Here is a 26030-nt window from a genome sequence, read left to right as displayed (position 1 = left end):
CTGGTCTTTTGTGGCTCCAGCGCGCGTGCGCGTAACAGATTTATCGATTTTCTGGAGGTTAGCCCCATGCTCTCACGGCCGCTGCTTACGGTTCTGAGTGTCGTCACAATTGCTAGCATGGCGGCCGGCTGCGCGTCGCGTTCCAGCACCGAGAGCGAGAGCCGGGGCCTCTTTGGCGGCCTGCTCGGCAGCGGACCCAGCGCGTCCGCGCCAGATGCCGGCATCGGCGTGAACACCTTCCTCTGGCGCGCATCGCTCGACACGCTGTCCTTCATGCCGCTCGACCAGATCGACCCGTTCGGCGGCGTCATCATCACCGACTGGTACGCCAACCCGGAAGCGCCCGAAGAGCGTTTCAAGGCAACCGTCTACATTCTCGACAGCCGTCTTCGCGCCGATGCGCTCAGCGTGCAGCTCTTCCGTCAGGTGCGCAGCGGCGACACCGGCGACTGGACGGACGCAACCGTCGATCAGGGCACGCGCATCCAGGTGGAGAACGCCATTCTGACGCGCGCCCGCCAGCTGCGCATTTCGCAACTGCCCAGCTCCTGACGGGAAGCCGGGGGCGTCAGGACGAGGGAGCCATGCGCATCATGCCCGTAACCGCTCTGCGCCTTCTTGCTGCCAGCCTCTGCCTTTCGCTTTCGGCATGCGGCTTCCAGCCGCTTTATGCCGGTCCGGGCCAGACCCTGATCGACAACCTCGCCGTATCGGTCAATGGCGATGAGCGCCTGTCCTACCTGACCGAAACCGCCCTGATGGAGCGGATTGGCGTGTCTGAAGGGCGCACCCGCACACTCGATGTCACGCTGCAGACGGTTCAGATCCCGCTGGGCGTATCGTCCGATGGCCAGGCGACCCGCGTCGCGCTCAATGTCCGCGCCAATTACGTGCTCGAAGGTGAAGGCGGAGAGGCGCTGCGCCGCTCCGTCACCGAACGCATCGTGTTCGAGACACCGCGCGAGCCCTACGCGCTTATCTCGGCCCGCGCGAATGCCGAACGGCGTGCGGCAGAAGTTGTTTCCGATGCCCTGGTGCGTGACCTTCTGGGTGCCATCCGCACCGAAGAGGCCCAGCGCGCGCGCCCGGATGTCCGCCCGGCTGCCGGGAGCCGTTAAGGCGTGGTCAAACCCGCCAATGCGTCGGTCGACCGCCTCCTGCGGTCACCGCCAGCCGATATCCGCGTCTTCGTCATCTTTGGCCCCGATAGTGGGCTGGTACGCGAGCGAGCCAATCTGCTGGCCTCTGCGATTGCAGACGATCCCGACGATCCGTTCAACGTCACCCGCTTCACCGATGAAGACCTGAAGAATGATCCGGCTGCGCTGGCCGATGCGATGGCAGCCATGTCGCTCATGGGCGGCGAGCGTCTCGTTCGCGTGCGGCTCGCTTCCGACAATGCTGCGCTTGCGCGATGGGTGGGAGAGTTCGAGGCCGGGGAAACGCCTGCGGAAGGGCGCCTGATCGTCGAGGCAGGCAATCTCACCAAAGGCTCCAAGCTGCGAAAGCTCGCCGAGGACGGCAAGCGTTCTGCGGCCATCGCCTGCTATGCTGACAATGCCCGGGCACTGATCGAGATTGCCGAGGAGAGCTTTCGCGCCGAAGGGCTGAGCCTCGCCGGTGAAGCGCGCCAAGCGCTCGCGGACATTCTGGAAGGCGACCGGGAGCTTGCTCGCTCCGAGACAGAAAAGCTTATACTTTACAAGGGTTTCGACGGCGGCGAGATCACGCTGGATGATCTGGAAGCCATTTCGACGGTCAGTTCGGAAGCCGCACTCGACAAGGTGATCGATGCGGCGCTTGCCGGCGATGTGCGTGGCGCGGACGCCGAGTACAGGCGCGCACTCGATTCAGGAACCAGCCCTGTCGCGATCGTGCGCGCACTTCAGCGCAAGATTGACCAGATCGAGCGCTTCCATCAGGCGGCTGGTGATGCCGGTGCGATTGCGCGCGCCGGCATTCCGCGTTTCGGACCGCCTGCCCAAAGGTTTCAGGCAGCCGCGCGCCTTTGGAACCGGTCTCGCATTGCCAGAGCGCGCGACATTGCCTTCGAGACGGAACTCGCCATCAAGCGCTCAGGCTCCCCGGCAGAAGCGCTAGCGGGCGAAACACTCCTGCGTCTGGCCCGCGCCGCGGCGCCCGGCCGCTAGCGCGAGGACAGCCGGCGGCAGAGATCGTCAAGCTGTTCGAGCGTGGAGTAGCGGATACGGATCTCGCCGGCCTCACCACGATGACCGATCTCGACCTCCAGCCCCAGGCGCTCGGCCAAATCGGCCTCCAGCGCGCGCGTGTCGGCATCTTTCTGGACTTTTTCCAGCTTTCCGGCCCGCGCCTTGCGTTCCGGCGCCTGTTCCTTGCGGGCAAGGGCCTCAGCCCCGCGTACAGAAAGCCCGCCGGAAATAATGCGTTCTGCCAGAGCCGCCGGATCACCTGCCGTCGCTATCGCTCTGGCGTGACCTGCAGACAGCCGTCCGGCCTCCAGATGGTCCAGCACGGCCGCGGGCAGCGCCAGAAGACGCAAGGTGTTGGCAATGTGCGCACGCGATTTTCCAACTGCCCGCGCGACATCCTCCTGGGTATGGCCGAACGCCTCGATCAGCTGGCGATAGCCGCGCGCCTCTTCCACCGCGTTAAGATCCTGGCGCTGGACGTTCTCTACAATGGCGATTTCCAGCGTTTCGCGGTCGGTGAACTCGCGGATGACGGCCGGAATCTCATGCAGGCGCGCGCGCTGGGCTGCGCGCCAGCGCCGCTCGCCCGCCACGATCTGGTAGTGCCCGGTTTTACCTGGCGCAGGACGCACCAGAACGGGCTGCAGTACGCCGCGTTCGGCAATCGAGGCCGAAAGCGACGCCAGCTCGTCTTCGGAAAACCGTTTGCGGGGCTGATCCGGGTTCGGCTCGATCAGATCGAGGGCCAGAGCGCGCGCGCCCGATGTAGCCGGTGCAGACGCGCCTTGCTCGGCGCTGCGCTGGCTTTCTGCGTCTTCGCCTTCACCCAGAAGGGCGGATAGGCCGCGGCCGAGGCCGCGCGGGCGTTCCTGCGCGCTCATGCCGGCACCGCCTGCCGGCTCTGTTCACGTTCCTGACGCACGAGCTCGCGGGCGAGGCGCACATAGGCCTGTGAACCCGGACAGGCGAGATCATAGAGCAGGACGGGCTTGCCGAAGGAGGGCGCTTCTGAAACGCGCACATTGCGCGGAATGACCGTCTGGTAGACCCGGTCGCCGAAATGCTCGCGTACATCGGCGGCCACCTGCGCGGAGAGATTATTGCGGCGGTCATACATGGTCAGAACAACGCCCTGGATCACCAGGCTCTTGTTGAGATTGCCACGGACCAGATCGACCGTTCGCATCAGCTGGCTAAGCCCCTCCAGCGCAAAGAATTCGCACTGCAGCGGCACCAGAACAGAGTCCGACGCCGTCATCGCGTTGACGGTGAGGAGATTGAGCGAAGGCGGGCAGTCGATCAGCACATAATCGCAATGCGTGCCGCGCGCCGACAGGAAGCGGCGGAATTTGTCGATGGCATGGCGCAGACGATAGGAGCGGCGGGGCGCGGACGACAATTCCAGCTCCGCGCCAGACAGATCGACATCGGATGGAATGATGCCGAGACCCGGCACTGCCGTATCAATCAGCGCTTCCTCGATGGGGCGCTCATTCACCAGCACGTCATAGCTGGTCGCCTTGCGTTCAGTGCGCGGCACGCCCAGCCCCGTTGACGCGTTACCCTGCGGATCAAGGTCCAGAAGGATCACCCGCTTGCCGATAGCCGAAAGCGCGGTCGCAAGATTGATGGCCGTTGTGGTCTTTCCGACGCCGCCCTTCTGGTTGGCGATGGCAATGACCTTGGGAGCGCCCGGCCGCAGCGCGGAATCGGCAGAAACATCAACGGACACGGGACAACCTTTCAATGCAGATGATAGCAGCGTCTTCGCTGGTCCGGCTGGGGTGAAGACTATGCTCGAAGGTCCAGCTTTTGCGGGCCTCGGTCAATTCCTCTGCATGACGCGCGCCCTTGGGAATCAGCGCAATTGCGCCCTTTTCCACAAATGGCGCCATCAGGCCCAGCAATTTCGACAGGGGCGCGACGGCCCGCGCCGTCACGACGTCGCAATCCGGCATGGGAGGAAGGGTCTCCACGCGGTCGGCGATCACACGCGCCGGGACACCCGTCCGCTCAAGGACGGCGCGGAGAAAGGCCGCCTTCTTGCCGACCGATTCCACCAGCGTCACCTGACGGCCCGGCACGCGCCTGTCTTCGAGGGCGAAAGCAATGGCAAGACCCGGAAAACCTGCGCCGGCACCGATATCCACCCAGCGTGCGGCGCCTGCAGGCGCCAGGCCCAAAAGCTGCCAGCTATCAAGCGCGTGGCGAAACCAGAAATCGTCCAGTGTCGAACGGCCAACAAGATTTGTATGGTTTGACCATTCGGCCAGCAGAGCGCGCCAGGCTATGAAATGCTCGAGTGTTTCACGTGAAACACCCGTATCAGCCATGAAAGCCGAGGCGTCATACGTCCGTTCGTGATTCATCAACTGGCCCGCTGGCGATCTAGCCGTTTCAGATGGGCGAGAAGGGCTGTCAGCGCGCCCGGGGTCACGCCTTCTACGCGGCCTGCCTGCCCCAACGTCGCCGGCCGGGCACGTTCCAGCTTCTCGCGCACCTCGTTGGAGAGGCCGCCGACCGATGCGAAATCGAACCCTGCCGGAATGCGGACCCCTTCATCCCGGCGGAAGGCGAGCACATCCGCCTCCTGCCGGTCGAGATAGCCGTGATAGACCGCCTCGTTCTGCATCTGGGCTGCGATTGCGGGCTCAAGCGCTGCAATGTCCGGCCAGATTCTCGCAATCGCGTCCCAACCCGCCTGGGGATGAGCGGCCAGCTCCATTGCCGAACGGCGCTTTCCGTCCTGATTGAGCGCCAGACCCGCCTTAACAGCCTCATTGGGAGTGAGCGACAGGCGCTCCAGAAGTTCGCGGGCCCCGGCGAGCTTCTTCGAGCGTTCGTGATAGGATGTTTCACGTGATACACTCGCGGCTCCGAGCGCAATTGCCAGCGGCGTAAGCCGCTGATCGGCGTTGTCGGCGCGCAGCGAAAGCCGGTACTCGGCGCGTGACGTGAACATCCGATACGGCTCGGTGACGCCTCGCGTCACCAGATCGTCGATCATGACGCCGATATAGGCCTGCGACCGGTCGAGGACGAAGGGCTGAGACCCCGCGCAAGCGAGGGCGGCATTGAAGCCCGAAACCAGGCCCTGCGCGGCCGCTTCCTCGTAGCCAGTCGTACCGTTGATCTGGCCTGCCAGCCACAGACCCGGAAGCCGCTTGACGCCCAACGTTGCATCCAGCTCGCGCGGATCGACATAGTCGTACTCGATGGCGTAGCCGTACCGGCGCACCTTGACCGCCTCAAGCCCCGGTATCGTCTTCAGAAAGGCGTCCTGGATCGCATCGGGCAGAGAGGTGGAAATGCCATTGGGATAGACGGTGTCATCGTCCAGGCCTTCCGGCTCCAGAAAAATCTGGTGGCTCGTCCGGTCGGCAAAGCGAACAACCTTGTCCTCGATAGAGGGGCAATAGCGCGGGCCGCGACCGGCGATCCGGCCACCATAAACCGCCGAATGACCGAGATTGTCCTCGATGATCTTGTGAGTCTGAACGGTCGTGCGCGTGATACCACAGGCAATCTGAGGCACGGTGATTGTGTCCGTCAGGAAAGAGAAAGGCACCGGCTCGGTGTCAGCCGGCTGCATGTCCAGTCCGGACCAGTCAATCGTGGAGCCATCAAGGCGCGCCGGCGTGCCTGTCTTCAGCCTGCCCATGGCGAGGCCCAGGCCATAAAGACGGTCGGAAAGGCCAATGGCCGGTTCATCACCAATCCGGCCAGCCGGAATGCGCTCATCACCGCGATGAATGACACCTTTGAGAAAGGTCCCGGTCGTCAGCACAACGGCTCCGGCGCGATATTCACGGCCCTCGCCATCCACAACACCGGTGCAGCGTCCTGCCTCGACTATCAGATCCTCGGCGGCAGCTTCGCATATCGACAGATTGGGCTGCGCGGCGAGGGCGGTCTGCATGGCCTCGCGATAGAGGCGGCGATCGGACTGGGTGCGCGGACCTCGTACAGCAGGCCCCTTCGACGCATTCAGCATACGGAACTGGATACCGGACGCATCGGCCACTCGCCCCATCAGACCATCGAGCGCATCAACCTCGCGAACCAGATGGCCCTTGCCGAGGCCGCCAATGGCCGGGTTGCAGCTCATCTCGCCGATCGTCGCGGCCTTGTGAGAAAGGAGCAGCGTAGCGGCACCCAGGCGCGCAGCCGCGCTTGCGGCCTCGCAGCCCGCATGGCCGCCACCGATCACGATCACATCCCAAGGTTTTTGCGACGCCTCGCGGGCGCTCAAGACATGCATGTCCATGGTTCTACCTGCCAGCCCGGCCCAGCCCGCCGGGGAGCGCGTCTCTACAGGAAGGCGAAGCCCAAGTCGAGGCGGGCGTCCTACTTGCCGATACAGAACTGGCTGAAAACCCGGTCGAGCACGTCTTCCACATCGACGGCGCCGGTCAACTCTCCAAGCGCGCGAATGGCGCGATTGGCTTCGGCCCCTGCGAGCTCCGGGCGTGTGTCGAGCCAGAGACGAGCCTCCTCCAGCGAGGCAAGGGCCCGCTCGACAAGCTGGCGATGGCGCGCGCGGGACAAAGGCGCAGCCTCTGCGCCGCCGAGGCGCCGGATGAGCTGATCATCAAGCCAGGCAGCGAAGGCATTCAGCCCGTCCGCACCCGTGACCGAGACATGGAATCCCGCGATACCGTCCGGCGCCTGCGGCCTGTCGGTGGTGAGGTCGGACTTGTTGAACAGGATTGCATCGCCCGGCCGCAGGAGGCTCGCCGCATCGTCCGGGGTTTCACGTGAAACATCGACGATAAGGCAGCGCATATCGGCTTCGCCCGCGCGCATCAGGGCGCGGCGCACCCCTTCGGCTTCGATAACGTCAGAGGCTTCGCGAAGGCCTGCTGTATCTGCCATGTAAACCACGAAGCCAGCACGGATCAGGCGGACCTCGACGATGTCGCGCGTGGTGCCGGGAATATCACTGACGATTGCCGCTTCGCGCCCTGCCATATAGTTGATAAAACTGGACTTTCCGGCATTCGGAGCACCGATTACCGCTATCGTGAAACCCTCGCGCACACGCTCGCCGCGATGATTGTCCTGCAGATGGGCACGCAAGCTCGCCGCCAAGGCATCGAGCGCCGGGCCTGCCCGTTCCGACAGCCTGTCCGGCACATCATCCTCGTCTGGGAAGTCGATCTCGCCTTCTATCGAGGCCAGGGTGTCGATAAGCGCTTCGCGCCAGCTGGCGTAGAGAGCGCCCAGCGCGCCGCCCATCTGCGCCAGAGCCTGACGGCGCTGCGCCTCTGTCTCTGCATCGATGAGGTCGGCAAGGCCCTCTGCCTCAGTCAGGTCCATCTGTCCGTGCGCGAAGGCGCGCCGGGAGAATTCGCCGGGATCAGCCGGCCTTGCGCCGAGAGATTCCAGCGCAGAGGCCAGAGCCGCAATCACAGCTGGCCCGCCATGCACCTGAAACTCGGCGACATCCTCGCCAGTGAAGCTTGCAGGGCCGGGAAACCAGAGCACGAGGCCCTTGTCGATAAGCCCGCCTTCGGCGTCTTTCAGCGCCCGCAAGGCAGCTGCCCGGGGTGGGGGCAGGTTGCCCGCGAGAGCACGAACCAAGTCACCGCTACGCGGTCCGGAGGCCCGGACAACAGCGACGCCCGCGCGTCCTGCACCGCTCGCCAGCGCAAAGATCGTATCGCTCATACCGGGCTCAATCTTTCCCAGTGGCGCAAGCGGACTAGCGCTTGGTGCCGCCCGCGGCCTCGCCCATCAGGGAGAGAAACTGCTTTTGCCACTCACCGCCCATCGTCATCCAGTTGCGCATCAGGGCCTCAGGCTCCAGCGCGTCAATATTGGCCGACATGCGCTTGCCCATTTCCTCAACGAGCTGCTCGTTGAGGGGTGTGACGTCCGGCAGGCCGAAGAAGGCGCGGGCTTCTGCCGGGGAGCACTCGATATTGATGTTGACCTTCATGCCTGCCTCGTCTTGGCTTGGTTTTGAGCGAAACCTGCTCGCACCGACCATAGGCCGCGCCGCGCCAAATGCCAAAGGAGACAGCATGAAAGCCGAAACGCTGAATATCGAAACACCGGACGGCAGCTTCCAGGCCTATGCGCGCGGATCCGGTCCGGCGATCATCGTCATTCAGGAGATTTTCGGTATCAACCAGGTCATGCGCGATATTTGCGATGATCTGGCTGCCAGCGGCTATCGCGCAATCTGCCCCGATCTCTTCTGGCGCATCGAGCCCGGCATCGAATTGACGGACAAGACCGATGCAGAGTGGAAGCAGGCCTTTGAACTGTTTGGCAAATTTGACCCCGATAAAGGGGTGCAGGACATTGCAGCCGCAATCGCATTTGCGCGCAAAGAGGGTGCGGCAAAGGTTGGCGCGGTCGGCTACTGCCTGGGCGGGCTGCTAGCTTACCTCACCGCCTGCCGGACGAGCTGTGATGCCAGCGTCGGGTATTACGGTGTCGGCATACAGGACAGGCTGAACGAGGCAGGCAAGATCACGAAGCCTCTCCTGCTTCACATTGCCGGCAAGGACCAGTTCGTGCCGCCCGAGGCCCAAGCCTCCATCATCGATGCGCTCAAACCCAATTCGCGGGTTGAACTGCACCATTATGCCGACCGTGACCACGCTTTTGCCCGCGTCGGCGGCGCGCACTATCACCGCGCCGATGCAGACATGGCGAACAACCGCACGATGGCGTTCTTCGAACGAAACCTGCGGTAGGTTGTCCGGCTACTCGGCGCTCGCCTTCTGCCAGCTTTCCATGGCGATGAGGCGTTCCCAGTACGCCTGTATCGCGGGCGGGGCGTCTTTCAGCTGGCGGATGATCTTCAACAGATAGAGCAGGTAGCCCACCGAAATGTCAGCGGCTGTGAACCGGCCGGCGGCGAGCCATTCCCGGCCCTCAAGGCCGCGTGTGGCGATAAGGTCGAGGTGCTTTTCGACCTCCTTCTTCGCCCACCGGGCTATGCCTTCATTGCGCTGCGCTTCCGGAAGCAGGGTGGTGTGGGCCAGCAAAAGGCTCACCGGCATGCCGAATGAACCTTCGGCATAGTGGAGCCATTCGAGATAGCGCGGATAGTCCGCTTCTGACGGGTTCACGCGAAGGGGCGTCGGGCCGTAGCGGTTGACGATGTATTCCAGGATCGCGACCGATTCCAGGATGACGGTGTCCCCGTCCTTCAGGGCCGGAATTTTCTGCAAGGGGTGGATCTTGCGGTACTCATCCCCGCCCACATTGCCCCGGTCGAAGGCCACGCGCTCCAGCCTGTAATCAAGGCCCATCTCCTCCATGGCCCAACGGGCACGGATGGACCGGGTCATCGGGGCATGGAACAGGATCAGGCTGGCGTCGTGGCTCATCGCTTCAAGCTCCAAATCAGCAAGATGGCCCTGATCTCACGGAGAATCAGCCAGATCAGCACCAACGTAATTCCGCTCATGAGAAACACCTTTCTGAACGACCCGTCCAGAGTAAGGCGATTTAAATGGGGGTGGCTAAAGCCTACGTATTCATCGAGTCGAAGAAATCGTCGTTGGTCTTGGTTTCTTTCAACTTCCCGAGCAGGAAGTCGATCGCATCCTGCGGACCCATGGGGTTGAGGATGCGGCGCAGGACATAGGTCTTGGCCAGATTCTTCCGGTCGACGAGCAGTTCTTCTTTCCGGGTACCGGACTTGAGAATGTCGATCGCCGGGAAGACCCGTTTGTCGGCAACTTTCCGGTCAAGCACGATCTCGGAGTTACCCGTGCCCTTGAACTCCTCGAAGATGACCTCGTCCATGCGGCTGCCCGTATCGATGAGCGCGGTGGCGATGATGGTCAGCGAGCCGCCTTCCTCGATATTGCGGGCGGCACCGAAGAAGCGCTTGGGGCGTTGCAGGGCGTTGGCATCCACACCGCCGGTGAGCACCTTGCCGGAGCTCGGCACGACCGTGTTGTAGGCGCGGCCGAGGCGCGTGATGGAATCGAGCAGGATGACCACGTCGCGCCCATGCTCGACCAGGCGTTTGGCCTTCTCGATCACCATCTCGGCGACCTGGACGTGGCGCGTTGCCGGTTCATCGAAGGTCGAGGCAATGACCTCGCCCTTCACGGTGCGCTGCATGTCCGTCACCTCCTCCGGGCGCTCGTCGATGAGCAGCACCATGAGGTAGCATTCGGGATGATTGGTCTCGATGGCGTGGGCGATGTTTTGCAGGACCATCGTCTTGCCGGTGCGCGGCGGTGCCACGATCAGGGCGCGCTGGCCCTTGCCGAGCGGGGCAACGATGTCGATCACGCGGCCCGTCCGGTCCTTGCGGGTCGGATCGGGGTTTTCCATGATGAACCGGCTATCGGGGTAAAGCGGCGTCAGGTTGTCGAAGTGAACCTTGTGCTTTGCCTGTTCGGCCGGCTGGAAGTTGATCGCATTGACCTTCAGGAGCGCGAAATAACGCTCGCCATCACGCGGCGCGCGGATCTCGCCATCGACCGTATCGCCATTGCGCAGGCCGAATTTGCGGATCTGGTTGGGCGAGACATAAATGTCGTCCGGACCGGCCAGATAGTTGGCTTCTGGCGAACGCAGGAAGCCGAACCCGTCCTGAAGGACTTCCAGAGTACCGCCGCCATGGATCTCCGCGCCTTCCTCGGCAAGCGCCTTGAGGATGGCGAACATCATGCCCTGCTTGCGCAAGGATGCCGCGTTCTCGATATCGAGGCTCTCGGCCAGTTGCAGAAGGTCTGCCGGAGATTTCTCCTTCAGTTCCTGCAACGACATGCGGCGGCCTTCTGAGCGGCGCGAAATGTCCTGCTCAAGCTCGGTTTCGGTCTCGTCATTATGATCGGTCATGGGTGTTCTTCTGGAAGGCAGGAGGGAAGGGCGGCGGGATGCGGCGCAATCGGCCGCAGGTTTGGGCAAGAGCCGGCACACAACAGGACAAAGCCCGCGTGGCAGCTCTGGTTCCGGATCCGTCAGCACCGCTATTGGCGCGGGCGCGGAGAAACTGATTCAATGGATGTACAGACCGGCCGGCTCATACGCCTGCGACTGCACGATAAGGGGGGAAACGCCCGGAAACGGGCTGGTATGGCAAAGGCGTGACACAAGCCCGCGCGGACGTCAAGCCAGAGGCTTCACGACCGCCAGAAGCACGATGATGATGGCACCGATGGCCGGGACCTCGTTCATGATCCGCCAGAAACGCTCGGTGCGCGGGCGCTCTCCCCGGGCAAACTTCTTTGCACTGGCCGCGTAGAAGCCTTGAATGCCCGACAAGGCAATCACAAGAGCCAGCTTGCCGTGGAACCAGCCCTGGCTGAACAGGGCCGGATTGGCGGCCAGCATGAGAATGGCAAAGAGCCAGACCGCCACGAGCGACGGGCCCAGAATGATGCGGTTCAGGTTCTTTTCCTGGGTGAGAAGCGCGGTTTCCAGCTCTCCGCCCGGCGTTGCCGTGTGGTGATACACGAACAAGCGCGGCAGATAGAGCATGCCGGCCATCCAGAAGATCACCGAGACGATGTGAAGCGCCTTGATGACATCATACCAGGGGAGAAGGAAATCCATCACGCTGCCTTTTCGCTTGGCTCTGCCGGAACTAGACCCGCCTCCCGGCACGGACAGCGTCCGAACTGGCCAGGGCAGATCGGCACGCCGGCTGGCGGCTTCAGGCCGTTATCGCCCTCCAGCGCTGATACCACAAGGGACTTCAGGGCCTCGACAAAGCCCGGTGTGACACCGAGTGCGGGAACCCGGGTGTAGCCTGCCGCGCCGTGCTCGTGGGCAAGTTCTGCATATTCTTCATCGAGCTCGACCAGTGTCTCGATGTGCTCGGACACAAAGGCGATTGGCGAGAGGATGATGTGGCGCCCCTCCCGCGCAGCCTCTTCGACCATGTCCTCGGTCGACGGGCCGATCCATTTGAGCGGCCCCACCTTCGACTGGAAGCAGGTGATGTGATCAATGAGTTCAGGCAGGCGCGCCGTGACCGCGCGAACCGTTTCCTCCACCTGCCACTGATAGGGGTCGCCCCGCTGGATGGTGATTTCGGGAAGCCCATGCGCCGAGTGGAGCACGCGCGCATTCTCCGGCCGGCCAGCATCTTCCCACGCCTTACGGATCAAGGCGGCATGGGCATCGATGAAGCTCTCCTCGGTGGGAAAGCAGCAGATCGTGCGGGCTTCGCCGCCGCCGGCATCGCGCCAGGCTTTCAGCGAGCTGCCTGTCGTGGTCGTGGAGAATTGCGGATAAAGCGGCAGCAACACCGTTTCATCTGCGCCCCAGGCCTTCACCGCCTCTACCGCCTCATGGGTGAAAGGGTGCCAGTAGCGCATCGCCAGAAAACAGCGGACCTCATCACCAGGCAGTGCGCCTTCCAGGGCGGCTGTCAAAGCCTCGGCCTGTTTGAGCGTTTCCGGCACGATGGGCGAACCGCCGCCCATCTTGGCGTATTCCTTCGCCACCTTCGGTCCGCGCGTACTCGATACCAGCCAGGCCAGCAACGGACGGATCGGCCAGGGCGCATAGATGATCGCCGGATCATTGAAGAGATTGCGCAGGAAGGGCTTCACGCTGGCCTGACCATCCGGCCCGCCCAGATTGAACAGCACAACCGCGATTTTGCGTCCCATGACCGGCTCCTGGCGTGAAAACGCGCTGTCTTCAGCCCCGGATATGGGCCAGCAGCGCACCGACATTTTCTGGCGGCACATCGGGATTGATCCCGTGTCCGAGATTGAAGACATAGGGCCGGCCTGCCCATGCGTCGAGCAGACGCCTGACTTCGCTCTCGAGCGCCTTGCCACCGGCTTTGAGAACCGCCGGATCAAGCTGTCCCTGCACGGGCATGGAGGCAGGCAGATTGGCTACGGCCCAGCCCGTATCGAGGCCATGATCCGTAGCAATGGCGGTGATGCCCGTCTCTTGCGCGTAGTGCACGTAATGCGGGCCAGCGCCTTTGGGAAAACCGATAATGGGCGCCGTGATACCAGCTGCACGCACGCGCTCCACGATGCGGCGCGTAGGCGCAATCACGACCCTGTCAAACAGGGGTGCCGGCAAGCCTTCAGCCCAGCTTTCGAAAATTTTCAGGACGTCCGCGCCTGCATGAGCCTGCGCGATCAGGTAATCGGCGGTCGCGTCCGCCAGATTGGCCAAAAGCCGGTCCATTGTCGCTGGATCAGACCAGGCCGCCGAGCGCGCCTTCCACCGGTCCTTCGATCCAGCACCCTCGATCATGTAGGTGGCAACCGTCCATGGCGCACCGGCAAACCCGATCAGGGTACAGGCATCGGGCAGGCCTGCGCGCACACGCTTGAGCGTCTCGCAGACAGGCGAGAGACGGTCCGCTGCGCCTTCAGGCGAAAGTTTCGCCAGGTCCTGCAATGACAGGGAGGCAAGGCGCGGGCCTTCTCCCTTTTCAAACCAAACTTTCTGTCCCATCGCATGCGGGATGAGGAGGATGTCCGCAAAGACGATGGACGCATCAAACCCGTAGCGGCGAATAGGCTGCAGCGTCACCTCGGCTGCTGCCTCCGGGTTGAGGCAAAAGGCGATGAAGTCCGGCTGGGTCGCCCTGACAGCCCGGTATTCCGGCAGGTATCGCCCGGCCTGGCGCATAAGCCAGACAGGCGGCGGAGACAGGGTTTCACCGGCCAGCACCTGCAGGAGCGGGCGTTTTGCCATCTTCATCGTCCTTCTCAAAACCTCTGGCGTTTCTGCCAGCTCTATCCTGTCTGCATGCGCTTTTCCCCCTCCCTCTTTCAAATCTCAAAAAAGGAATTTTTGAAGGAAGACGAGTCGTAGGGCTGTCGGCAGTGTGGAAAGCGGTTTCTCCCTAGCCTGTTAGCCGCCACTTTCACAGCCTGAGGGCCAATGGGCCGCACCTGGCCATGCTGGAGGGTGTGAATAGCGTCATTAACCGAAAATTCATACATGCTAACAATTCGTTAATCGCGCATCGATGATGTGGACCGGGTGGATACGGTCCGGAGCGCGCGCAAACCTTTCAACAGGCCGCCATCAGCCTCGAACACATCCACCGCCTGGTCGGGGATGAATGTGGGCAGGATGTGGGTGACGGGGGCATGCTGCGGGGCGTCCTTGCGGCCCTGCCGGTCAGCGGGGAAAGCCCGGACAGATTGCCGACAGCTTATTCACAGGCCCCGCGGAACCGGCTAACGCTTGGGTGAGCGCTAGCCAGCCGATCAGGGAATGTCATGGCCAATCCAGTCCGTAGCGTGGACATAAAGACCTATTTCCACGTCCACATGATCTCCGACTCGACCGGCGAGACGCTGATGGGTGTGATGCGCGCGTCTGCGGCACAGTTCGAGCGCGGCCAACCCATCGAGCATCTCTTTGCGCTTGTCCGCTCGCCGCGGCAGATGGAACGGGCTCTGGAGCATGTGGCCGCTTTTCCCGGCGTTGTCATGTACACGGTCGTCAATCCGGATCTGCGTGAGGTGCTGGAAAACCGCTGTGCCGATCTTGGCATGCCGGCGATTGCCGTCCTTGACCCTATCGAAACCACACTGTCGGCTTATCTGGGTGCTCCGATGACGGGCCGGGCCGGGGCGCAGCGGACGCTGGATGCCGATTACTACCGGCGTATCGAGGCGATGAATTACTGCATGGCCCATGATGATGGCCAGGGCGATGACCTTGCCAGCGCCGACGTGATCCTTCTGGGGATCAGCCGTACCTCCAAGACACCCACCTCGATTTATCTGGGTAATCGCGGGGTGCGCACAGCGAACATACCGCTGGTGCCGGGAACGCCGCTTCCCGACGATCTCTTCACGCACAGAAAACCTGTGATCGTTGGCCTGTACGCGACGCCGGAGCGGATCATCCAGATCCGGCGTAACCGCCTGCTGAACCTCAACGAGGATCGCTCGACCGAATATGTCGACGAGGATGCGGTGAAGGACGAGCTGATTTTCGCCAAGCGTCTCTTTGCCCGCCACAACGTGCCCTCGATTGATGTGACGCGCCGGTCCATCGAGGAAACGGCGGCCAAGATCATCAATTTCCTCACCGAACACAGGGCAAAACGATGACGCGGCTGGTTCTCGCATCCGGGTCTGCGTCGCGCCGGGCCATTCTGGAAAAGGCGCGCGTGGCGTTCGAGATTGATCCTGCCGACATCGATGAAGGCGCGGTGAAGGACCGGTTTGGCGGCACACCGGGCGAGCTTGCGCTCGAACTTGCCCGGCAGAAAGCCCTCGCCGTATCGCCGCGCCATCCAGGCGCGGTCGTGCTCGGCGCCGATCAGGTTCTCGAGTTTGAAGGCCGGGCCTTCGATAAATCCGGAAACGAAGCCGAGGCGCGCGAGAAGCTCGTCATGCTGCGTGGCCGCTCGCATGCGCTGGTGGGCGGGCTAGTGCTCGCCCGTGACGGCAAGATCATCTGGCAGCATCAGAGCCGGTGCGAGATGCATGTGCGCGATTTCTCCGATGCTTTTCTCGATGAATACATGCGCGAGGCCGGCTCCATCCTGACCGCAGGCGTTGGCGGCTATGCCTATGAGGGTCTCGGAGCCCAGCTCTTCGACACGGTAGAGGGTGATTTCTTCGCTGTTCTCGGCCTGCCGCTCCTTCCCCTGCTTGGCGCGCTTCGCAAGCACGGCGTGCTGGCGTCATGAGCGAACCTGTCATCATGGCAGGCGTGGCGGGCTGGCCGGTTGGCCATTCGCTTTCGCCCCTGATGATGCAGGCCTGGCTGAAAGATGGCGCTATTTCAGGTGCGTATGACCGCCTGCCGATCGAGCCAGACCACTTCTGCGAGAAGGTCAGGGCTCTGGCCGGGCAGGGCTTTGCCGGCATCAATGTGACGCTTCCCCACAAGGAGGCCGCGCTGGCACTTGCCGATACGGCAAGCGAAGCGGCGCGGGCTGTGGGCGCTGCCAATGTGCTGGTCTTTCGCGAAGGCAGCATCCACGCGGACAATACCGACATTACGGGCATCAGGATCGCTCTGAAGACAGGCGGCTGGTGCCCGGATAGTAACGCTCCTGCCGTGCTTATCGGCGCAGGCGGCGCGGCAAGGGCGGCGCTGCATGTGCTGAAAAAGTCGCGATGCCCGGTGCGGATCGTCAACCGCTCTGCGGAACGCGCTAAAGCGCTCGCGAAAAGTTTCGGCATCGAGGCGGCCATACATGGGCTTGATAACGCCAAAGCGGCTCTTGCCGGGGCGGGGCTTGTGATCAACGCAACAAGCCTCGGCATGAAAGGCCAGCCAGACCTCGATCTGCCGCTGGAGGGCGTACGCGCAGACGCACTTGTCTTCGACATGGTCTATGTGCCGCGCGAGACCGGGCTTCTGGCTGCGGCGAAGGCGCGCGGGCTAAAAACGGCAGACGGACTTTCCATGCTGATCGGCCAGGCCCGGCCGGCCTTCGAGCATTTCTACGGCGCAGAACCGCCGCGCGGCACGCCGGTTCGCACTCTTCTCGAAGCTGCACTGGATGGGCGATGATCCATATCGGGCTTACCGGCTCCATCGGCATGGGCAAGAGCACAACGGCCGGCCTCTTTGCGAAAGAGGGCGTGCCGGTCTTTGACGCCGATGCGGCCGTTGCAGCGATGTATGCGCGCGGCGGTGAAGGCGTCGAGGCAGTAGAGGCGGCCTTCCCCCACGTGATTCGTGCAGGGGCGGTGGACCGTGTGGCCCTGAGCGCGCATTTGAAGGACAACCCGACCGACTTTGCCCGGCTGGAGGCCATTGTTCATCCGCTGGTGGCTGCCCGCCGCGCTGCCTTCCTTGATGAGGCAGAGAAGAAAGGCGCCTGGTGCGTGCTCTTTGACATTCCCCTCCTGTTTGAAACCGGGATGGACGGGCGCGTGGACGTCATCGTGGTCGTCTCCGCGCCGCACCCCGTCCAGCGTGAGCGCGTGCTGGCGCGAGAGGGAATGCATCCGGAAAAGTTCGAGATGATCCTAGCCCGCCAGACCCCGGATGCAGAGAAACGCCAACGTGCCCATTATGTCATCGACACCTCCGCCGGCATCGAGGCAGCGCACGATCAGGTGCGGGCGGTTCTAGAAAGCCTGCGCAAACAGATTCACACTCCCTCCCCATGAGAGAGATCATTTTCGATACCGAAACGACCGGGCTCTACCCGCTTGAGGGTGACCGCATTACCGAGCTTGGCTGCGTCGAGGTGATCAACATGATCCCGACCGGACGCGAATTTCACGCGCTTATCAATCCTGACCGGGATATTCCGGCCGAAGTGACCGCCATCACTGGCCATACGCGCGAAATGCTGCGTGACAAGCCGCGTTTTGAAGAGGTCGCCGAGGATTTCATCGCCTTTATCGGCGATGCAGTCATGGTGGCGCACAACGCGCCCTTTGACCGGGGCTTCATCAATATGGAGCTGACGCGCGCCGGGCTCGACCCCTATCCCGACAGCCGGTTCAAGGACACTGCCGCGATGGCACGCGAACGGTTTCCCGGCTCGCCTGCCAATCTCGATGCCTTGTGCAAACGCTTTGAAATTTCACTGGAAAGCCGGACCAAGCACGGGGCACTGATCGACGCCTATCTGCTCGCAGAAGTGTATCTGGAGCTGAATGGCGGCCGGACGCGCGTGCTTGATTTTGCCGGTGTGGAAGGCACGGACAGGACCGTGCGCTATGCGCCGCGCCCTGCACGCCCGGTCCCGCTCGCGCCCTTGAGCACGAGCGAGGAACGCGAACGTCATGCCGCCTTTGTCGCCGAAATGGGCGAGGCGCGCGTCTGGAAGGCGCTGGGCGTCTAGGCCCTGATCAGGCCGTGCCGGCGGGCGGATTGCCTGCCCCGCCTTGCGCCCGCTGGGCAAGCTGCTGGCGATAGAGGCCCGCAAAATCGACCGGCTCGAGCATGAGCGGCGGGAAGCCGCCTTCCTGGGTCGCCGTCGCCACTATCTGGCGGGCAAACGGGAAGGTCAGGCGCGGGGCCTCGACCAGCAGGAACGCCTCGCGCGCCTGCTCGTCCATGCCGCGCATCTGGAACAGGCCGGCATAGCTCAGCTCGCAGACGAAAAGCGTGGTGTTGTCGCGCTGTGCCTTGGCCGAGAGGAGCAGTTCCACCTCGAAGGTTTCGCCGTCAAGCGCGCGGACGCGCACATCAATGCCCAGATCGATATTGGGCTGCGCGGCATTACCACGCAGCGTGTCGGGCGCGCCGGGGTTTTCAAAGGACAGGTCCTTCACGTACTGGCCGAGAATCCGCACGCTGGGCGCGTTGTCTGCCGGGGCCGGTTGGGGCGTGTTCGGGGTGTCAGCCATAAGTGCTTCATGCTCCTGTAGTCGGGTCTGGTCCGGGACGGTAAATCAGCCAGCGTGCGCCTGAACAGGCCACAGCATGTGTCCAGACCGTCGCAAGGTTTGCGCGGGTAGCATGCCGGGCGGCACGGAGCAAGCTATGGCCGGTCCTGCAACGTGCGGGCTGACCTTTGGGCTGTGACAGCCTATATGAAGGACAGGGACGGCCCGCTTGTGTGCCCAGATGAGGGCGTTCGGGAGGTAGAAGCACGTGGAATTGCTGCAGATACTCTTCTTTGCCGGCCTCGCCGTGTTTATCGGCGTGCGCCTGTACATGGTGCTCGGGCGCCCGGTTGGCCGCTCGGCCGAAGACCATGCCCGCGAGGAAGCCGAACGCGCTGACGCCATTGAAAGCCGCCCTGCCCAGCGTGACGGGCTTGGCGATAGCGAGGCTATGCCCGCAGGCCAGCCTGCGTTCAGTTCGGCTGACATCGCCGAAGAGGCCTATGACGGGCTGAAAGCCATCGCCAGTGCAGATGGCTATTTCGATGCCGATGCCTTCCTGCAGGGGGCACGCGCTGCCTATGGCCTGATTGCGGGCGGATTTGCCAAGGGTGATGTCGAAGCGCTTCAGCCGCTTCTGGCGCCGCGCGTCATGGCGGCCTATCGCGAAGCCATCGAGGCCCGCACCGCCAAGGGCGAGACGCTTGTGACGGAAATCGACCGCATTCGCGAAGCGCGCTTGCAGGAAGCTTCCCTTAACGGGACCAAGGCCAAGATCAAGGTGCGATTCGTTGCCGATATCGCGCACGAAACCCGCGCCGAAGACGGCAGCGTGGTCTCGGGCGATATCGCAGCCTTGCACCCGGTAGCGGAGATCTGGAGCTTTGAGCGTGATGTCACGAGCGGCAATCCGAACTGGCAGCTTTCTGCGGTCCGCCCGGCCTAGCTTTCTGCTTCTGGCGTGCGCGGCGCTGGTTTCGGCCTGTTCCAGCGTACCTGACAATCCGCGCCGCACTCCGCCTGCGCCCTCGGTGACCTCCTCGCTCGATTTGCGCCCGCTTTCCGGGTTCCACCAGCTTTCCGGCTGGCAGCAGCACGATGCGCGCGCCGCCTTTCGCGCGTTTGTGGCCAGTTGCGAGGCGATCCTGCGCCGCGATGCCGGGCGCGCGCTCAATGAACGCGCACCTCATGCCGGGCAGGCCGGTGACTGGCACGGCCCCTGCGCCCAGGCCTTGCGTCTGGATTCACGCGCGATAGACGCAGCTGCCGCCCGCGCCTTCTTCGAGGCGCACTTCACGCCGGTGGCGGTGGGCGGTGAAGGGCGGCTGACCGGATATTACGAGCCATTGGTGCAGGCGAGCCAGTATCCCGATACCGAGTTTTCCATGCCCATCCGGGCGCGTCCGGGCCTTGCTCCGCGCGGCGATATCTCCCAGTTGATCGCCGGTCTTGATGCGTCGCGGCACGGCGGGGTGGATGAGGTCCGGCCCCGCGCCGAGATCGAGGCAATGAATATCGGTGTTCCGCTCGCCTGGGGGCGGCCCATCGATGTCTTCTTCATGCAGATACAAGGCTCTGGCCGGCTGGTATTCGAGGACGGAAGCCAGCGCCGCGCTGCCTTTGCTGCCCATAACGGCCAGCCTTACGTGTCGATCGGGCGCCTGTTGCTGGATCGTGGTGAGCTGGCGCCTGGACAGGCCTCCAAGCAGCACATCGAGGACTGGCTCGTCCGCAACGGACCGTCTGCCTGGACGCCGCTCTTCAACGAAAATCCGCGCTATGTGTTCTTCGACATGCAGCCCATTCTCGATCCCGATACCGGCCCGATGGGTTCACAAGGCGTGCCCCTGACGCCGATGGCCAGCCTCGCGGTGGATCCGGCCTTTCACGCCTGGGGGGTGCCGGTCTTCATCGAGGGCGATGTGTCAGGGCAGGGCCGGTGGGCGGGTCTGGTGATCGCACAGGATGCGGGCGGCGCCATTACCGGCCCGGTGCGCGGGGACCTCTTTTTCGGCTGGGGCGATGCGGCCGGAGAGGCAGCAGGACGCCAGAACAGCATGGCGCGTTGGCACATATTGCTGCCGAGCCCGCTGGCTGCCCGCCTTCGCTATCAGTCCTGATGCGCCATGACGGGAAAGCCGCGCAATCTGACTCCAGAGGAACGGGCGCTCTGGCGCAAGGTGGCACGGACGGCGCGGCCTCTGCCTGCCGCCAAGATGGGCGCCACCCGTCCGATTGATGATGAAACTTTCGCCGAGCTTTTCCGGCGCGCTACGGGCAGCGCGGCAGCAGCGCTTAATTCCGGGTCTGTCGCAGCCAGAGAGCCGGTAGAGCGCGGCGCAGAAAAAAAAGTACGGCGTGGCCGGGTCGAGATCGATGCCCGCCTGGATCTCCACGGCGAGACGTCGGCGCGTGCCCGCCAGATGCTTCTGGCCTTCCTGTCGCGCGCCGCGATGAAAGGCCATCAGACCGTTCTAGTCATTACCGGCAAGGGCGCTGCAGCGCGTGCCGAGGATACCCGGCGCTTCGAGCCCTGGCAGCCGGATGCTCCATCCCTGCCCGGCGTCCTGCGCCGTTCCCTGCCGCTCTGGCTCGCCGAGCCCGAGTTTGCCGTGCTGGTCAGCGGCTATGCACCCGCCCATGCCCGCCATGGCGGATCGGGCGCGTGGTATGTCATGCTGCGACGATGACCTTGGCGGATCTCACCGGGAGGGCGCGCGCCCTCGCCCGCGAAGCGGGATTTGACGCCGTGCGCATCACGCGCGCCGACGCGCCCTGGGAGGCCGGTAACCGGCTGCGCCGGTTTGTCGAGGCGGGCCATCATGCCGGCATGGGCTGGATGGAAGAGACGCTGGACCGCCGCCTTCACCCTACCGCCATGTGGGAAGATGCCCGATCGGCCGTTGTGGTGGGGCTCAATTACGGGCCGGACCATGATCCGCTGGAGAGCCTGAAGCATGCAGACCGGGCCGTGATCTCGGTCTATGCGCGCAACAAGGACTATCACGATGTTCTCAAGAAGCGTCTGAAGCAGATGGCGCGCGCCTTTCACGGTGAAACCGGAAAGGCGGTGAAGGTCTTTGTCGATACCGCGCCCCTGATGGAAAAGCCGCTTGCCCACCGCTCCGGACTGGGCTGGCAGGGCAAGCACACCAACCTTGTCAGCCGGGAGTGGGGAAGCTGGCTCTTTCTCGGCGTCATGCTGACCGAAGCCGAGCTGACACCTGACGCACCGGAAACCGACCATTGCGGCAGCTGCCGGGCCTGCCTTGATGTCTGCCCGACAGCCGCCTTCCTTTCAGCCTACCGGCTCGATGCGGGCCGGTGCATTTCCTACCTCACGATCGAGCACAAGGGACCGATACCGGAGGAATTCCGCGCAGCCATGGGCAACCGCATTTATGGCTGTGATGATTGTCTGGCGGTGTGTCCGTGGAACAAGTTTGCCAGCCAGACCAGCGAGAGCGCCTTTCATGCGCGTGCCGAGCTGGAAGCGCCCTTGCTAACGGAACTCGCAAGGCTGGATGACCCGGCGTTCCGCGCGTTTTTCACCGCATCGCCCGTAAAGCGGATCGGGCGCGACCGGTTTGTCCGCAACGTTTTGATAGCGCTTGGAAATTCCGGCGACAGCTTGGCGCTGGCTCCGGTTCTGGACCTGCTGGATGATGCATCGGCACTCGTGCGTGGATCGGCAGTCTGGGCGCTCTGGCGGCTCGACCGGGAGGCGTTTGCGGCCGAGCGGGGAGCGCGGCTTTCCGGTGAACGCGATCCCGATGTCAGGGCCGAATGGCTGCGCTGACCTGCGCCGCGTCCGCAGCCAGGGTTTCGCTGACGGGCCAGGCCGCCTACATGCACCCTGATCCATTATTCCACAGTCTTTCAGGCCCCTGACCATGACCGATCTGTCGCCGCGCGAAATCGTATCTGAACTGGACCGCCACATTATCGGCCAGCACGAGGCGAAAAAGGCCGTTGCCATCGCCCTTCGCAATCGCTGGCGGCGCAAGCGCCTGCCTGAGGCGCTGCGCGGCGAGGTGACGCCCAAGAACATCCTGATGATCGGCCCGACGGGCGTCGGCAAGACCGAGATTTCCCGCCGTCTCGCGCGGCTTGCCGGTGCGCCCTTCCTGAAAGTGGAAGCCACCAAGTTCACCGAGGTTGGGTATGTCGGGCGCGATGTCGATTCCATCGTGCGCGATCTGGTTGAAATCTCGATTGCGCTTGTGCGTGAGCGCCGCCGTGAGGATGTCCGTCCGCGCGCCGAGGAAGCGGCGGAAAAGCGCGTGCTCGACGCGCTGGTGGGTCCGGGCGCCAGCACGACCACGCGCGACAGTTTCCGCCGCAAGCTCCACGCCGGTGAGCTTGATGACAAGGAAATCGAGATCGAGCTGGCCGACGATGCCAACCCCTTGCAGGGCCTTGATCTTCCCGGAATGGGCGGGGTCGGCATGATCAATCTGGGCGACATGCTGGGCAAGGGCATGGGCCGCCGGCGCAAGACGATCCGCACGAGTGTCCGCGACGCCTACGAACCGCTTCTTCAGGAAGAGGCGGACCGCCTCCTCGATGACAGCCAGATTCAGGCCGAGGCGGTGCGCCTTGCCGAAAATGAAGGCATCGTCTTTCTCGATGAGGTCGACAAGATCGCAGCGCGCGCAGAGGCGCGCGGCGCCGATGTGTCCCGCGAAGGCGTCCAGCGCGATCTCCTGCCGCTGATTGAAGGGTCGACCGTTGCCACCAAGTACGGACCGGTGAAAACCGACCATGTGCTCTTCATCGCGTCAGGCGCATTTCATGTGACCAAGCCCAGCGACCTGCTGCCGGAATTGCAAGGCCGCCTGCCGATCCGCGTCGAGCTGAAGGCGCTGACGCGCGAGGACTTCCGGGCAATCCTGACCGAACCGGAAGCGAGCCTCGTAACCCAGTATGTGGCCTTGATGGCAACCGAGGGCTTCGAACTCTCTATCGATGACAGCGCCATCGAGGCGATTGCCGACTATGCAGCAGAGGTGAATGCGAGCGTCGAGAATATCGGTGCGCGCCGCCTGCACACCATTCTGGAGCGTCTCGTCGAGGAGATCAGCTTTACCGCTTCGGACCGTTCGGGCGAGACGCTGGTTATTGACGCCGACTATGTGCATGCCCGTGTCAAGACGCTGGCGGCCAATGCCGATCTGTCAAAGTTCATCCTCTAGCGGCGCTGGCGTTGCAGAAATTTCCAGCGTGCCTTGCGGCGTCATGAGCGCCAGCAGCGTGAGCATGTCCGGCAGAGCCACAGCAACGCAGCCTTCCGTCGGCTTGTAACCGGCGCTGGCGCAGTGAAAGAAGATGGCCGACCCGGCGCCGGGTACGGGCGGGTCGTCATTATGCCCTAGCACTACAACAACGTCATATAGCCCGTCCGCGCGCGCCATGACTTCATGGCTGGCTGGCCAGGGCATGCGCACAGGCCGGTTATAGGCAGGGTCTTCGGGCGCATCGCACCAGCCATCATCGGCTTCGATGACCTGAAGAGGCAGGGCCGTTTGCGGCCGGTCCAGCCGGTCGGCCCGGTACAGGGCGCGGCGGACACGCCATATACCGGCCGGGCTTGCGCCATCGCCTTCGCGTTTTGCCGACGCGGCGACAATGCCCGAGCGGCCAAGCGCGCAGCGATACCGCCGGCCATCGGCGGTAAGGATGTTGTTGGCATGGGCGACCAGCTTCATGGCACCAGACTGGCGCCTTGCCTGCCCTGCTGGCAAGCGCGCACCGGCAGTTGGCGCAAGTGCCCGACGCACCCTATGTTCTTACACCGACGCGCCCTTTCGACGGAGGTTTGTAGCCGCCATGGCCGGTGAGAAAACGGTTCTCATCATCGATGACGATGATGATCTGCGAGAGGCGCTGGCCGAGCAGTTCGCGCTGGAAAACGGCTTTGCTGTCCTGACAGCGGCCAATGCCGCGCAAGGCATGGAGCGTGTCCGCCGCGACAGCCCCGACCTTGTCATCTTCGATGTCGGACTGCCCGACATGGACGGGCGTGATGCCTGCGCGGCGCTGCGCGAGGAAGGCGAGAGCGTTCCGATCATCCTGCTGACCGCCCAGTCGGGCGATGAGGACCATGTGAAGGGCCTGCAATCAGGTGCCAGCGACTTTCTGGCCAAGCCGATTGCGTTTCGCGTCCTGCTGGAGCGGGTCCGCACCCAGCTGCGCCGGTATGAGGCCTCCGAAGATGCGGCGCTCAATATCGGGCCGTACGTCTTCACGCCGGGCATGAAGCAGCTGGCTACGGCAGAAGGGCGCCGCATCCGCCTGACGGAAAAGGAAACCAGTATCCTGAAATATCTCTACCGCGCTGGCGGCAAGCCGGTAGCGCGAGAGGAATTGCTGGACCGGGTGTGGGGCTATCACCGCGAGGCGAACACGCACACGCTGGAAACCCATATCTACCGGCTTCGCCAGAAGATCGAACCCGATCCCGGCAAGGCGCGGCTTCTGGTTACCGATTCGGGCGGCTACCGGCTGCAGTCCTGACGACGGCGCCTGATCCTGTCCGGCCTACATCGGGCGGCCCAGATTCTCCACCAGCATGCGGCGCAGCTTGCGCATGCCGCCCACCCAGCGGTCGCGATCCTGCCCTTTGGCGGCGACATAGCCGGGCGTGTTCTCGTGCGTCATCACCAGGAAGCGCTTTGCCTCCATCGCCGAGAGCAGGGTTTCTGCCACGGTTTCGGCCTCCAGATAGCCGCCCAGGCCCTGGGCCCCGCCTTCAATGCCTTCCACCAGCGGGGTGCGCACCCCTTCCGGGCAGAGGCAGTGGACATTCAGGCCTTCATCACCATGGGTGATGGCCAGACATTCCGCGAAGGACACTGCGGCCGCCTTGGTGGCCGAATAGGGCGCATCGCCGATCTGTGCCAGCAGCCCGGCGGCAGAGGCTGTAATCACGAAATGGCCCTTGCGGGTGGCGATCTTGCGGGCGAGGTGGCGCGCGGCAAAGACGCTGCCCATCACATTCACCTGCCAGCACACATCCCAGGACGCGTTTGGCGCGTCGCCTGCGCCCCAGCCCGGCCCGTCCGTAACGCCGAGGCCCGCGTTGGAGATATAGATGTCGACAGGGCCGAGAGACCGTTCGACCTTGTTGATGAAGCGGACAAGCGCGCTTTCATCACCTACATCGACGCGCTCTCCGAAGCCACCAAGCGCCTTGCCTGTCTCGGACGCGGAGGCGGCGTTGAGGTCTGCAATGGCGACGCGGGCGCCGCGCGCATGGAGGGCCTTTGCGATCGCAAGCCCGATACCGCTCGCGCCTCCGGTCACGATGGCGATCTTGTCTTTGAGGTCCATGTGTGCAGCTCCCCGGGCAATTATCTGATTGGGGGCAGACTAAACCGGCGCCCGGTCTTGGCAATCAGCCACTCTCACAATCACGTGTTTTGCCGTGCTGCATCATTTACGCGGCAGCAATGTCGTGGCTATAGCGTGCCCACTGAACCAATTCACTGGATTTATTAAGTTGAATATCGAAGCCCAACGTCTCGCGGCCCTCCAGTCGTGCGCCATACTCGATACGGCGCCGCACCCTTCGTTCGATTGCATCGTGCGGGCGGCGGCACTGGCGCTTGACGTGCCGATCGCGCTTGTGTCGCTGGTC

The 26030-nt window shown here is 63.6% G+C and carries 29 protein-coding genes; 15 read left to right on the top strand and 14 right to left on the bottom strand.

All coding sequences use genetic code 11. From position 1 onward, the window contains the following. The first annotated feature begins 66 nt into the window (after window positions 1-66). Genes ACTS2Z_RS08150 through holA form a run of 3 tightly spaced genes read left to right on the top strand, consistent with a single transcriptional unit; the run spans window position 67 to window position 2150 of the window. Window positions 67-552: a DUF3576 domain-containing protein gene (locus ACTS2Z_RS08150; protein WP_442572718.1), complete on the top strand. Its 486-nt coding sequence runs from the start codon at window positions 67-69 to the stop codon at window positions 550-552. Between the two features lie 32 nt (window positions 553-584). Then, complete coding sequence (gene lptE, locus ACTS2Z_RS08145) at window positions 585-1118, top strand: LPS assembly lipoprotein LptE (protein ID WP_442572715.1); 534 nt, start codon at window positions 585-587, stop codon at window positions 1116-1118. Window positions 1119-1121: 3 nt separating this feature from the next. Further along, the gene (holA, locus tag ACTS2Z_RS08140; RefSeq protein WP_442572714.1) at window positions 1122-2150 is read left to right on the top strand and encodes a DNA polymerase III subunit delta; all 1029 of its coding nucleotides are present in this window, start codon (window positions 1122-1124) and stop codon (window positions 2148-2150) included. On the opposite strand, the gene ACTS2Z_RS08135 is transcribed toward holA, so the two are convergent. From ACTS2Z_RS08135 to ACTS2Z_RS08110, 6 genes are all read right to left on the bottom strand, one after another. Next, window positions 2147-3052 (bottom strand): ParB/RepB/Spo0J family partition protein, encoded by a 906-nt coding sequence (locus ACTS2Z_RS08135; protein WP_442572713.1) that lies wholly within the window; start codon window positions 3050-3052, stop codon window positions 2147-2149. The two genes, holA and ACTS2Z_RS08135, sit on opposite strands and share 4 nt — an antisense overlap. Further along, window positions 3049-3903, bottom strand: a complete 855-nt coding sequence (locus ACTS2Z_RS08130; RefSeq protein ID WP_442572712.1) for a ParA family protein — start codon at window positions 3901-3903, stop codon at window positions 3049-3051. The genes ACTS2Z_RS08135 and ACTS2Z_RS08130 overlap by 4 nt, the downstream gene beginning before the upstream one ends. Further along, a complete protein-coding gene (rsmG, locus tag ACTS2Z_RS08125; RefSeq protein WP_442572711.1) occupies window positions 3893-4540 on the bottom strand; it encodes a 16S rRNA (guanine(527)-N(7))-methyltransferase RsmG in 648 nt (215 codons plus the stop codon). The genes ACTS2Z_RS08130 and rsmG overlap by 11 nt, the downstream gene beginning before the upstream one ends. Then, on the bottom strand, window positions 4540-6438 hold the full coding sequence (gene mnmG / locus ACTS2Z_RS08120; RefSeq protein ID WP_442572710.1) for a tRNA uridine-5-carboxymethylaminomethyl(34) synthesis enzyme MnmG: 1899 nt from the start codon (window positions 6436-6438) through the stop codon (window positions 4540-4542). The genes rsmG and mnmG overlap by 1 nt, the downstream gene beginning before the upstream one ends. Before the next feature lie 80 nt (window positions 6439-6518). Then, window positions 6519-7841: a tRNA uridine-5-carboxymethylaminomethyl(34) synthesis GTPase MnmE gene (mnmE, locus tag ACTS2Z_RS08115; protein WP_442572709.1), complete on the bottom strand. Its 1323-nt coding sequence runs from the start codon at window positions 7839-7841 to the stop codon at window positions 6519-6521. A 34-nt stretch (window positions 7842-7875) separates the two neighbouring features. After that, a complete protein-coding gene (locus tag ACTS2Z_RS08110) occupies window positions 7876-8112 on the bottom strand; it encodes a DUF6489 family protein (RefSeq protein ID WP_442572708.1) in 237 nt (78 codons plus the stop codon). 85 nt (window positions 8113-8197) lie between these two features. Here ACTS2Z_RS08110 and ACTS2Z_RS08105 point away from each other — a divergent pair, with 85 nt between their 5' ends. Further along, on the top strand, window positions 8198-8878 hold the full coding sequence (locus tag ACTS2Z_RS08105; RefSeq protein ID WP_442572707.1) for a dienelactone hydrolase family protein: 681 nt from the start codon (window positions 8198-8200) through the stop codon (window positions 8876-8878). A 9-nt stretch (window positions 8879-8887) separates the two neighbouring features. On the opposite strand, the gene ACTS2Z_RS08100 is transcribed toward ACTS2Z_RS08105, so the two are convergent. The 5 genes from ACTS2Z_RS08100 to hemE form a co-directional block, all read right to left on the bottom strand. Further along, window positions 8888-9517 (bottom strand): glutathione S-transferase family protein, encoded by a 630-nt coding sequence (locus tag ACTS2Z_RS08100; RefSeq protein WP_442572706.1) that lies wholly within the window; start codon window positions 9515-9517, stop codon window positions 8888-8890. A gap of 142 nt (window positions 9518-9659) precedes the next feature. Continuing rightward, on the bottom strand, window positions 9660-10916 hold the full coding sequence (gene rho / locus ACTS2Z_RS08095) for a transcription termination factor Rho (RefSeq protein WP_442572717.1): 1257 nt from the start codon (window positions 10914-10916) through the stop codon (window positions 9660-9662). A gap of 342 nt (window positions 10917-11258) precedes the next feature. Then, complete coding sequence (hemJ, locus tag ACTS2Z_RS08090; RefSeq protein WP_442572705.1) at window positions 11259-11705, bottom strand: protoporphyrinogen oxidase HemJ; 447 nt, start codon at window positions 11703-11705, stop codon at window positions 11259-11261. Continuing rightward, window positions 11705-12769 (bottom strand): ferrochelatase, encoded by a 1065-nt coding sequence (hemH, locus tag ACTS2Z_RS08085; RefSeq protein WP_442572704.1) that lies wholly within the window; start codon window positions 12767-12769, stop codon window positions 11705-11707. Before hemH ends, hemJ begins: the two co-directional genes overlap by 1 nt. A 31-nt stretch (window positions 12770-12800) precedes the next feature. Further along, entirely contained in the window at window positions 12801-13862 is a 1062-nt protein-coding gene (hemE, locus tag ACTS2Z_RS08080) for a uroporphyrinogen decarboxylase (protein ID WP_442572716.1), read from the bottom strand. Window positions 13863-14356: 494 nt separating this feature from the next. Between hemE and ACTS2Z_RS08075 the strand changes: the two genes are divergently transcribed. The 5 genes from ACTS2Z_RS08075 to dnaQ are packed head-to-tail and all read left to right on the top strand — an operon-like array spanning window position 14357 to window position 17904. Beyond that, window positions 14357-15199 (top strand): pyruvate, water dikinase regulatory protein, encoded by an 843-nt coding sequence (locus ACTS2Z_RS08075; RefSeq protein WP_442572703.1) that lies wholly within the window; start codon window positions 14357-14359, stop codon window positions 15197-15199. Continuing rightward, on the top strand, window positions 15196-15783 hold the full coding sequence (locus tag ACTS2Z_RS08070; protein WP_442572702.1) for a Maf family protein: 588 nt from the start codon (window positions 15196-15198) through the stop codon (window positions 15781-15783). The genes ACTS2Z_RS08075 and ACTS2Z_RS08070 overlap by 4 nt, the downstream gene beginning before the upstream one ends. Next, window positions 15780-16616: a shikimate dehydrogenase gene (gene aroE, locus ACTS2Z_RS08065; RefSeq protein WP_442572701.1), complete on the top strand. Its 837-nt coding sequence runs from the start codon at window positions 15780-15782 to the stop codon at window positions 16614-16616. Before ACTS2Z_RS08070 ends, aroE begins: the two co-directional genes overlap by 4 nt. After that, window positions 16613-17221 (top strand): dephospho-CoA kinase, encoded by a 609-nt coding sequence (gene coaE, locus ACTS2Z_RS08060; RefSeq protein ID WP_442572700.1) that lies wholly within the window; start codon window positions 16613-16615, stop codon window positions 17219-17221. Before aroE ends, coaE begins: the two co-directional genes overlap by 4 nt. After that, complete coding sequence (gene dnaQ, locus ACTS2Z_RS08055) at window positions 17218-17904, top strand: DNA polymerase III subunit epsilon (RefSeq protein ID WP_442572699.1); 687 nt, start codon at window positions 17218-17220, stop codon at window positions 17902-17904. The genes coaE and dnaQ overlap by 4 nt, the downstream gene beginning before the upstream one ends. A gap of 7 nt (window positions 17905-17911) precedes the next feature. On the opposite strand, the gene secB is transcribed toward dnaQ, so the two are convergent. Continuing rightward, window positions 17912-18412 carry a protein-export chaperone SecB gene (gene secB / locus ACTS2Z_RS08050; protein WP_442572698.1) on the bottom strand — a complete coding sequence of 167 codons (501 nt, stop codon included), beginning with the start codon at window positions 18410-18412 and terminating at the stop codon, window positions 17912-17914. Window positions 18413-18659: 247 nt separating this feature from the next. Here secB and ACTS2Z_RS08045 point away from each other — a divergent pair, with 247 nt between their 5' ends. The 5 genes from ACTS2Z_RS08045 (at window position 18660) to hslU (ending at window position 23586) form a co-directional block, all read left to right on the top strand. Further along, window positions 18660-19337, top strand: a complete 678-nt coding sequence (locus ACTS2Z_RS08045) for a Tim44/TimA family putative adaptor protein (RefSeq protein ID WP_442572697.1) — start codon at window positions 18660-18662, stop codon at window positions 19335-19337. Continuing rightward, complete coding sequence (gene mltA / locus ACTS2Z_RS08040; protein WP_442572696.1) at window positions 19285-20511, top strand: murein transglycosylase A; 1227 nt, start codon at window positions 19285-19287, stop codon at window positions 20509-20511. The genes ACTS2Z_RS08045 and mltA overlap by 53 nt, the downstream gene beginning before the upstream one ends. Window positions 20512-20517: 6 nt before the next feature. Next, on the top strand, window positions 20518-21081 hold the full coding sequence (locus tag ACTS2Z_RS08035) for a Smr/MutS family protein (protein WP_442572695.1): 564 nt from the start codon (window positions 20518-20520) through the stop codon (window positions 21079-21081). Beyond that, window positions 21078-22190, top strand: coding sequence for a tRNA epoxyqueuosine(34) reductase QueG (gene queG, locus ACTS2Z_RS08030; protein ID WP_442572694.1), 1113 nt, complete (start codon window positions 21078-21080; stop codon window positions 22188-22190). Before ACTS2Z_RS08035 ends, queG begins: the two co-directional genes overlap by 4 nt. A gap of 94 nt (window positions 22191-22284) precedes the next feature. Beyond that, on the top strand, window positions 22285-23586 hold the full coding sequence (hslU, locus tag ACTS2Z_RS08025) for an ATP-dependent protease ATPase subunit HslU (protein ID WP_442572693.1): 1302 nt from the start codon (window positions 22285-22287) through the stop codon (window positions 23584-23586). On the opposite strand, the gene ACTS2Z_RS08020 is transcribed toward hslU, so the two are convergent. After that, window positions 23569-24099: a L,D-transpeptidase family protein gene (locus ACTS2Z_RS08020; protein WP_442572692.1), complete on the bottom strand. Its 531-nt coding sequence runs from the start codon at window positions 24097-24099 to the stop codon at window positions 23569-23571. The two genes, hslU and ACTS2Z_RS08020, sit on opposite strands and share 18 nt — an antisense overlap. A 121-nt stretch (window positions 24100-24220) precedes the next feature. Between ACTS2Z_RS08020 and ACTS2Z_RS08015 the strand changes: the two genes are divergently transcribed. Then, window positions 24221-24907: a response regulator transcription factor gene (locus tag ACTS2Z_RS08015; RefSeq protein ID WP_442572691.1), complete on the top strand. Its 687-nt coding sequence runs from the start codon at window positions 24221-24223 to the stop codon at window positions 24905-24907. Window positions 24908-24931: 24 nt separating this feature from the next. On the opposite strand, the gene ACTS2Z_RS08010 is transcribed toward ACTS2Z_RS08015, so the two are convergent. Further along, window positions 24932-25723 (bottom strand): SDR family oxidoreductase, encoded by a 792-nt coding sequence (locus tag ACTS2Z_RS08010; protein ID WP_442572690.1) that lies wholly within the window; start codon window positions 25721-25723, stop codon window positions 24932-24934. Between the last annotated feature and the right edge of the window lie 307 nt (window positions 25724-26030).

The organism is Glycocaulis sp. (genome assembly GCF_052168375.1).
GTDB lineage: Bacteria > Pseudomonadota > Alphaproteobacteria > Caulobacterales > Maricaulaceae > Glycocaulis.
The sequence above is the reverse complement of the archived record's forward strand: the minus strand, read 5'-3'. Positions and strand labels throughout refer to the sequence as shown.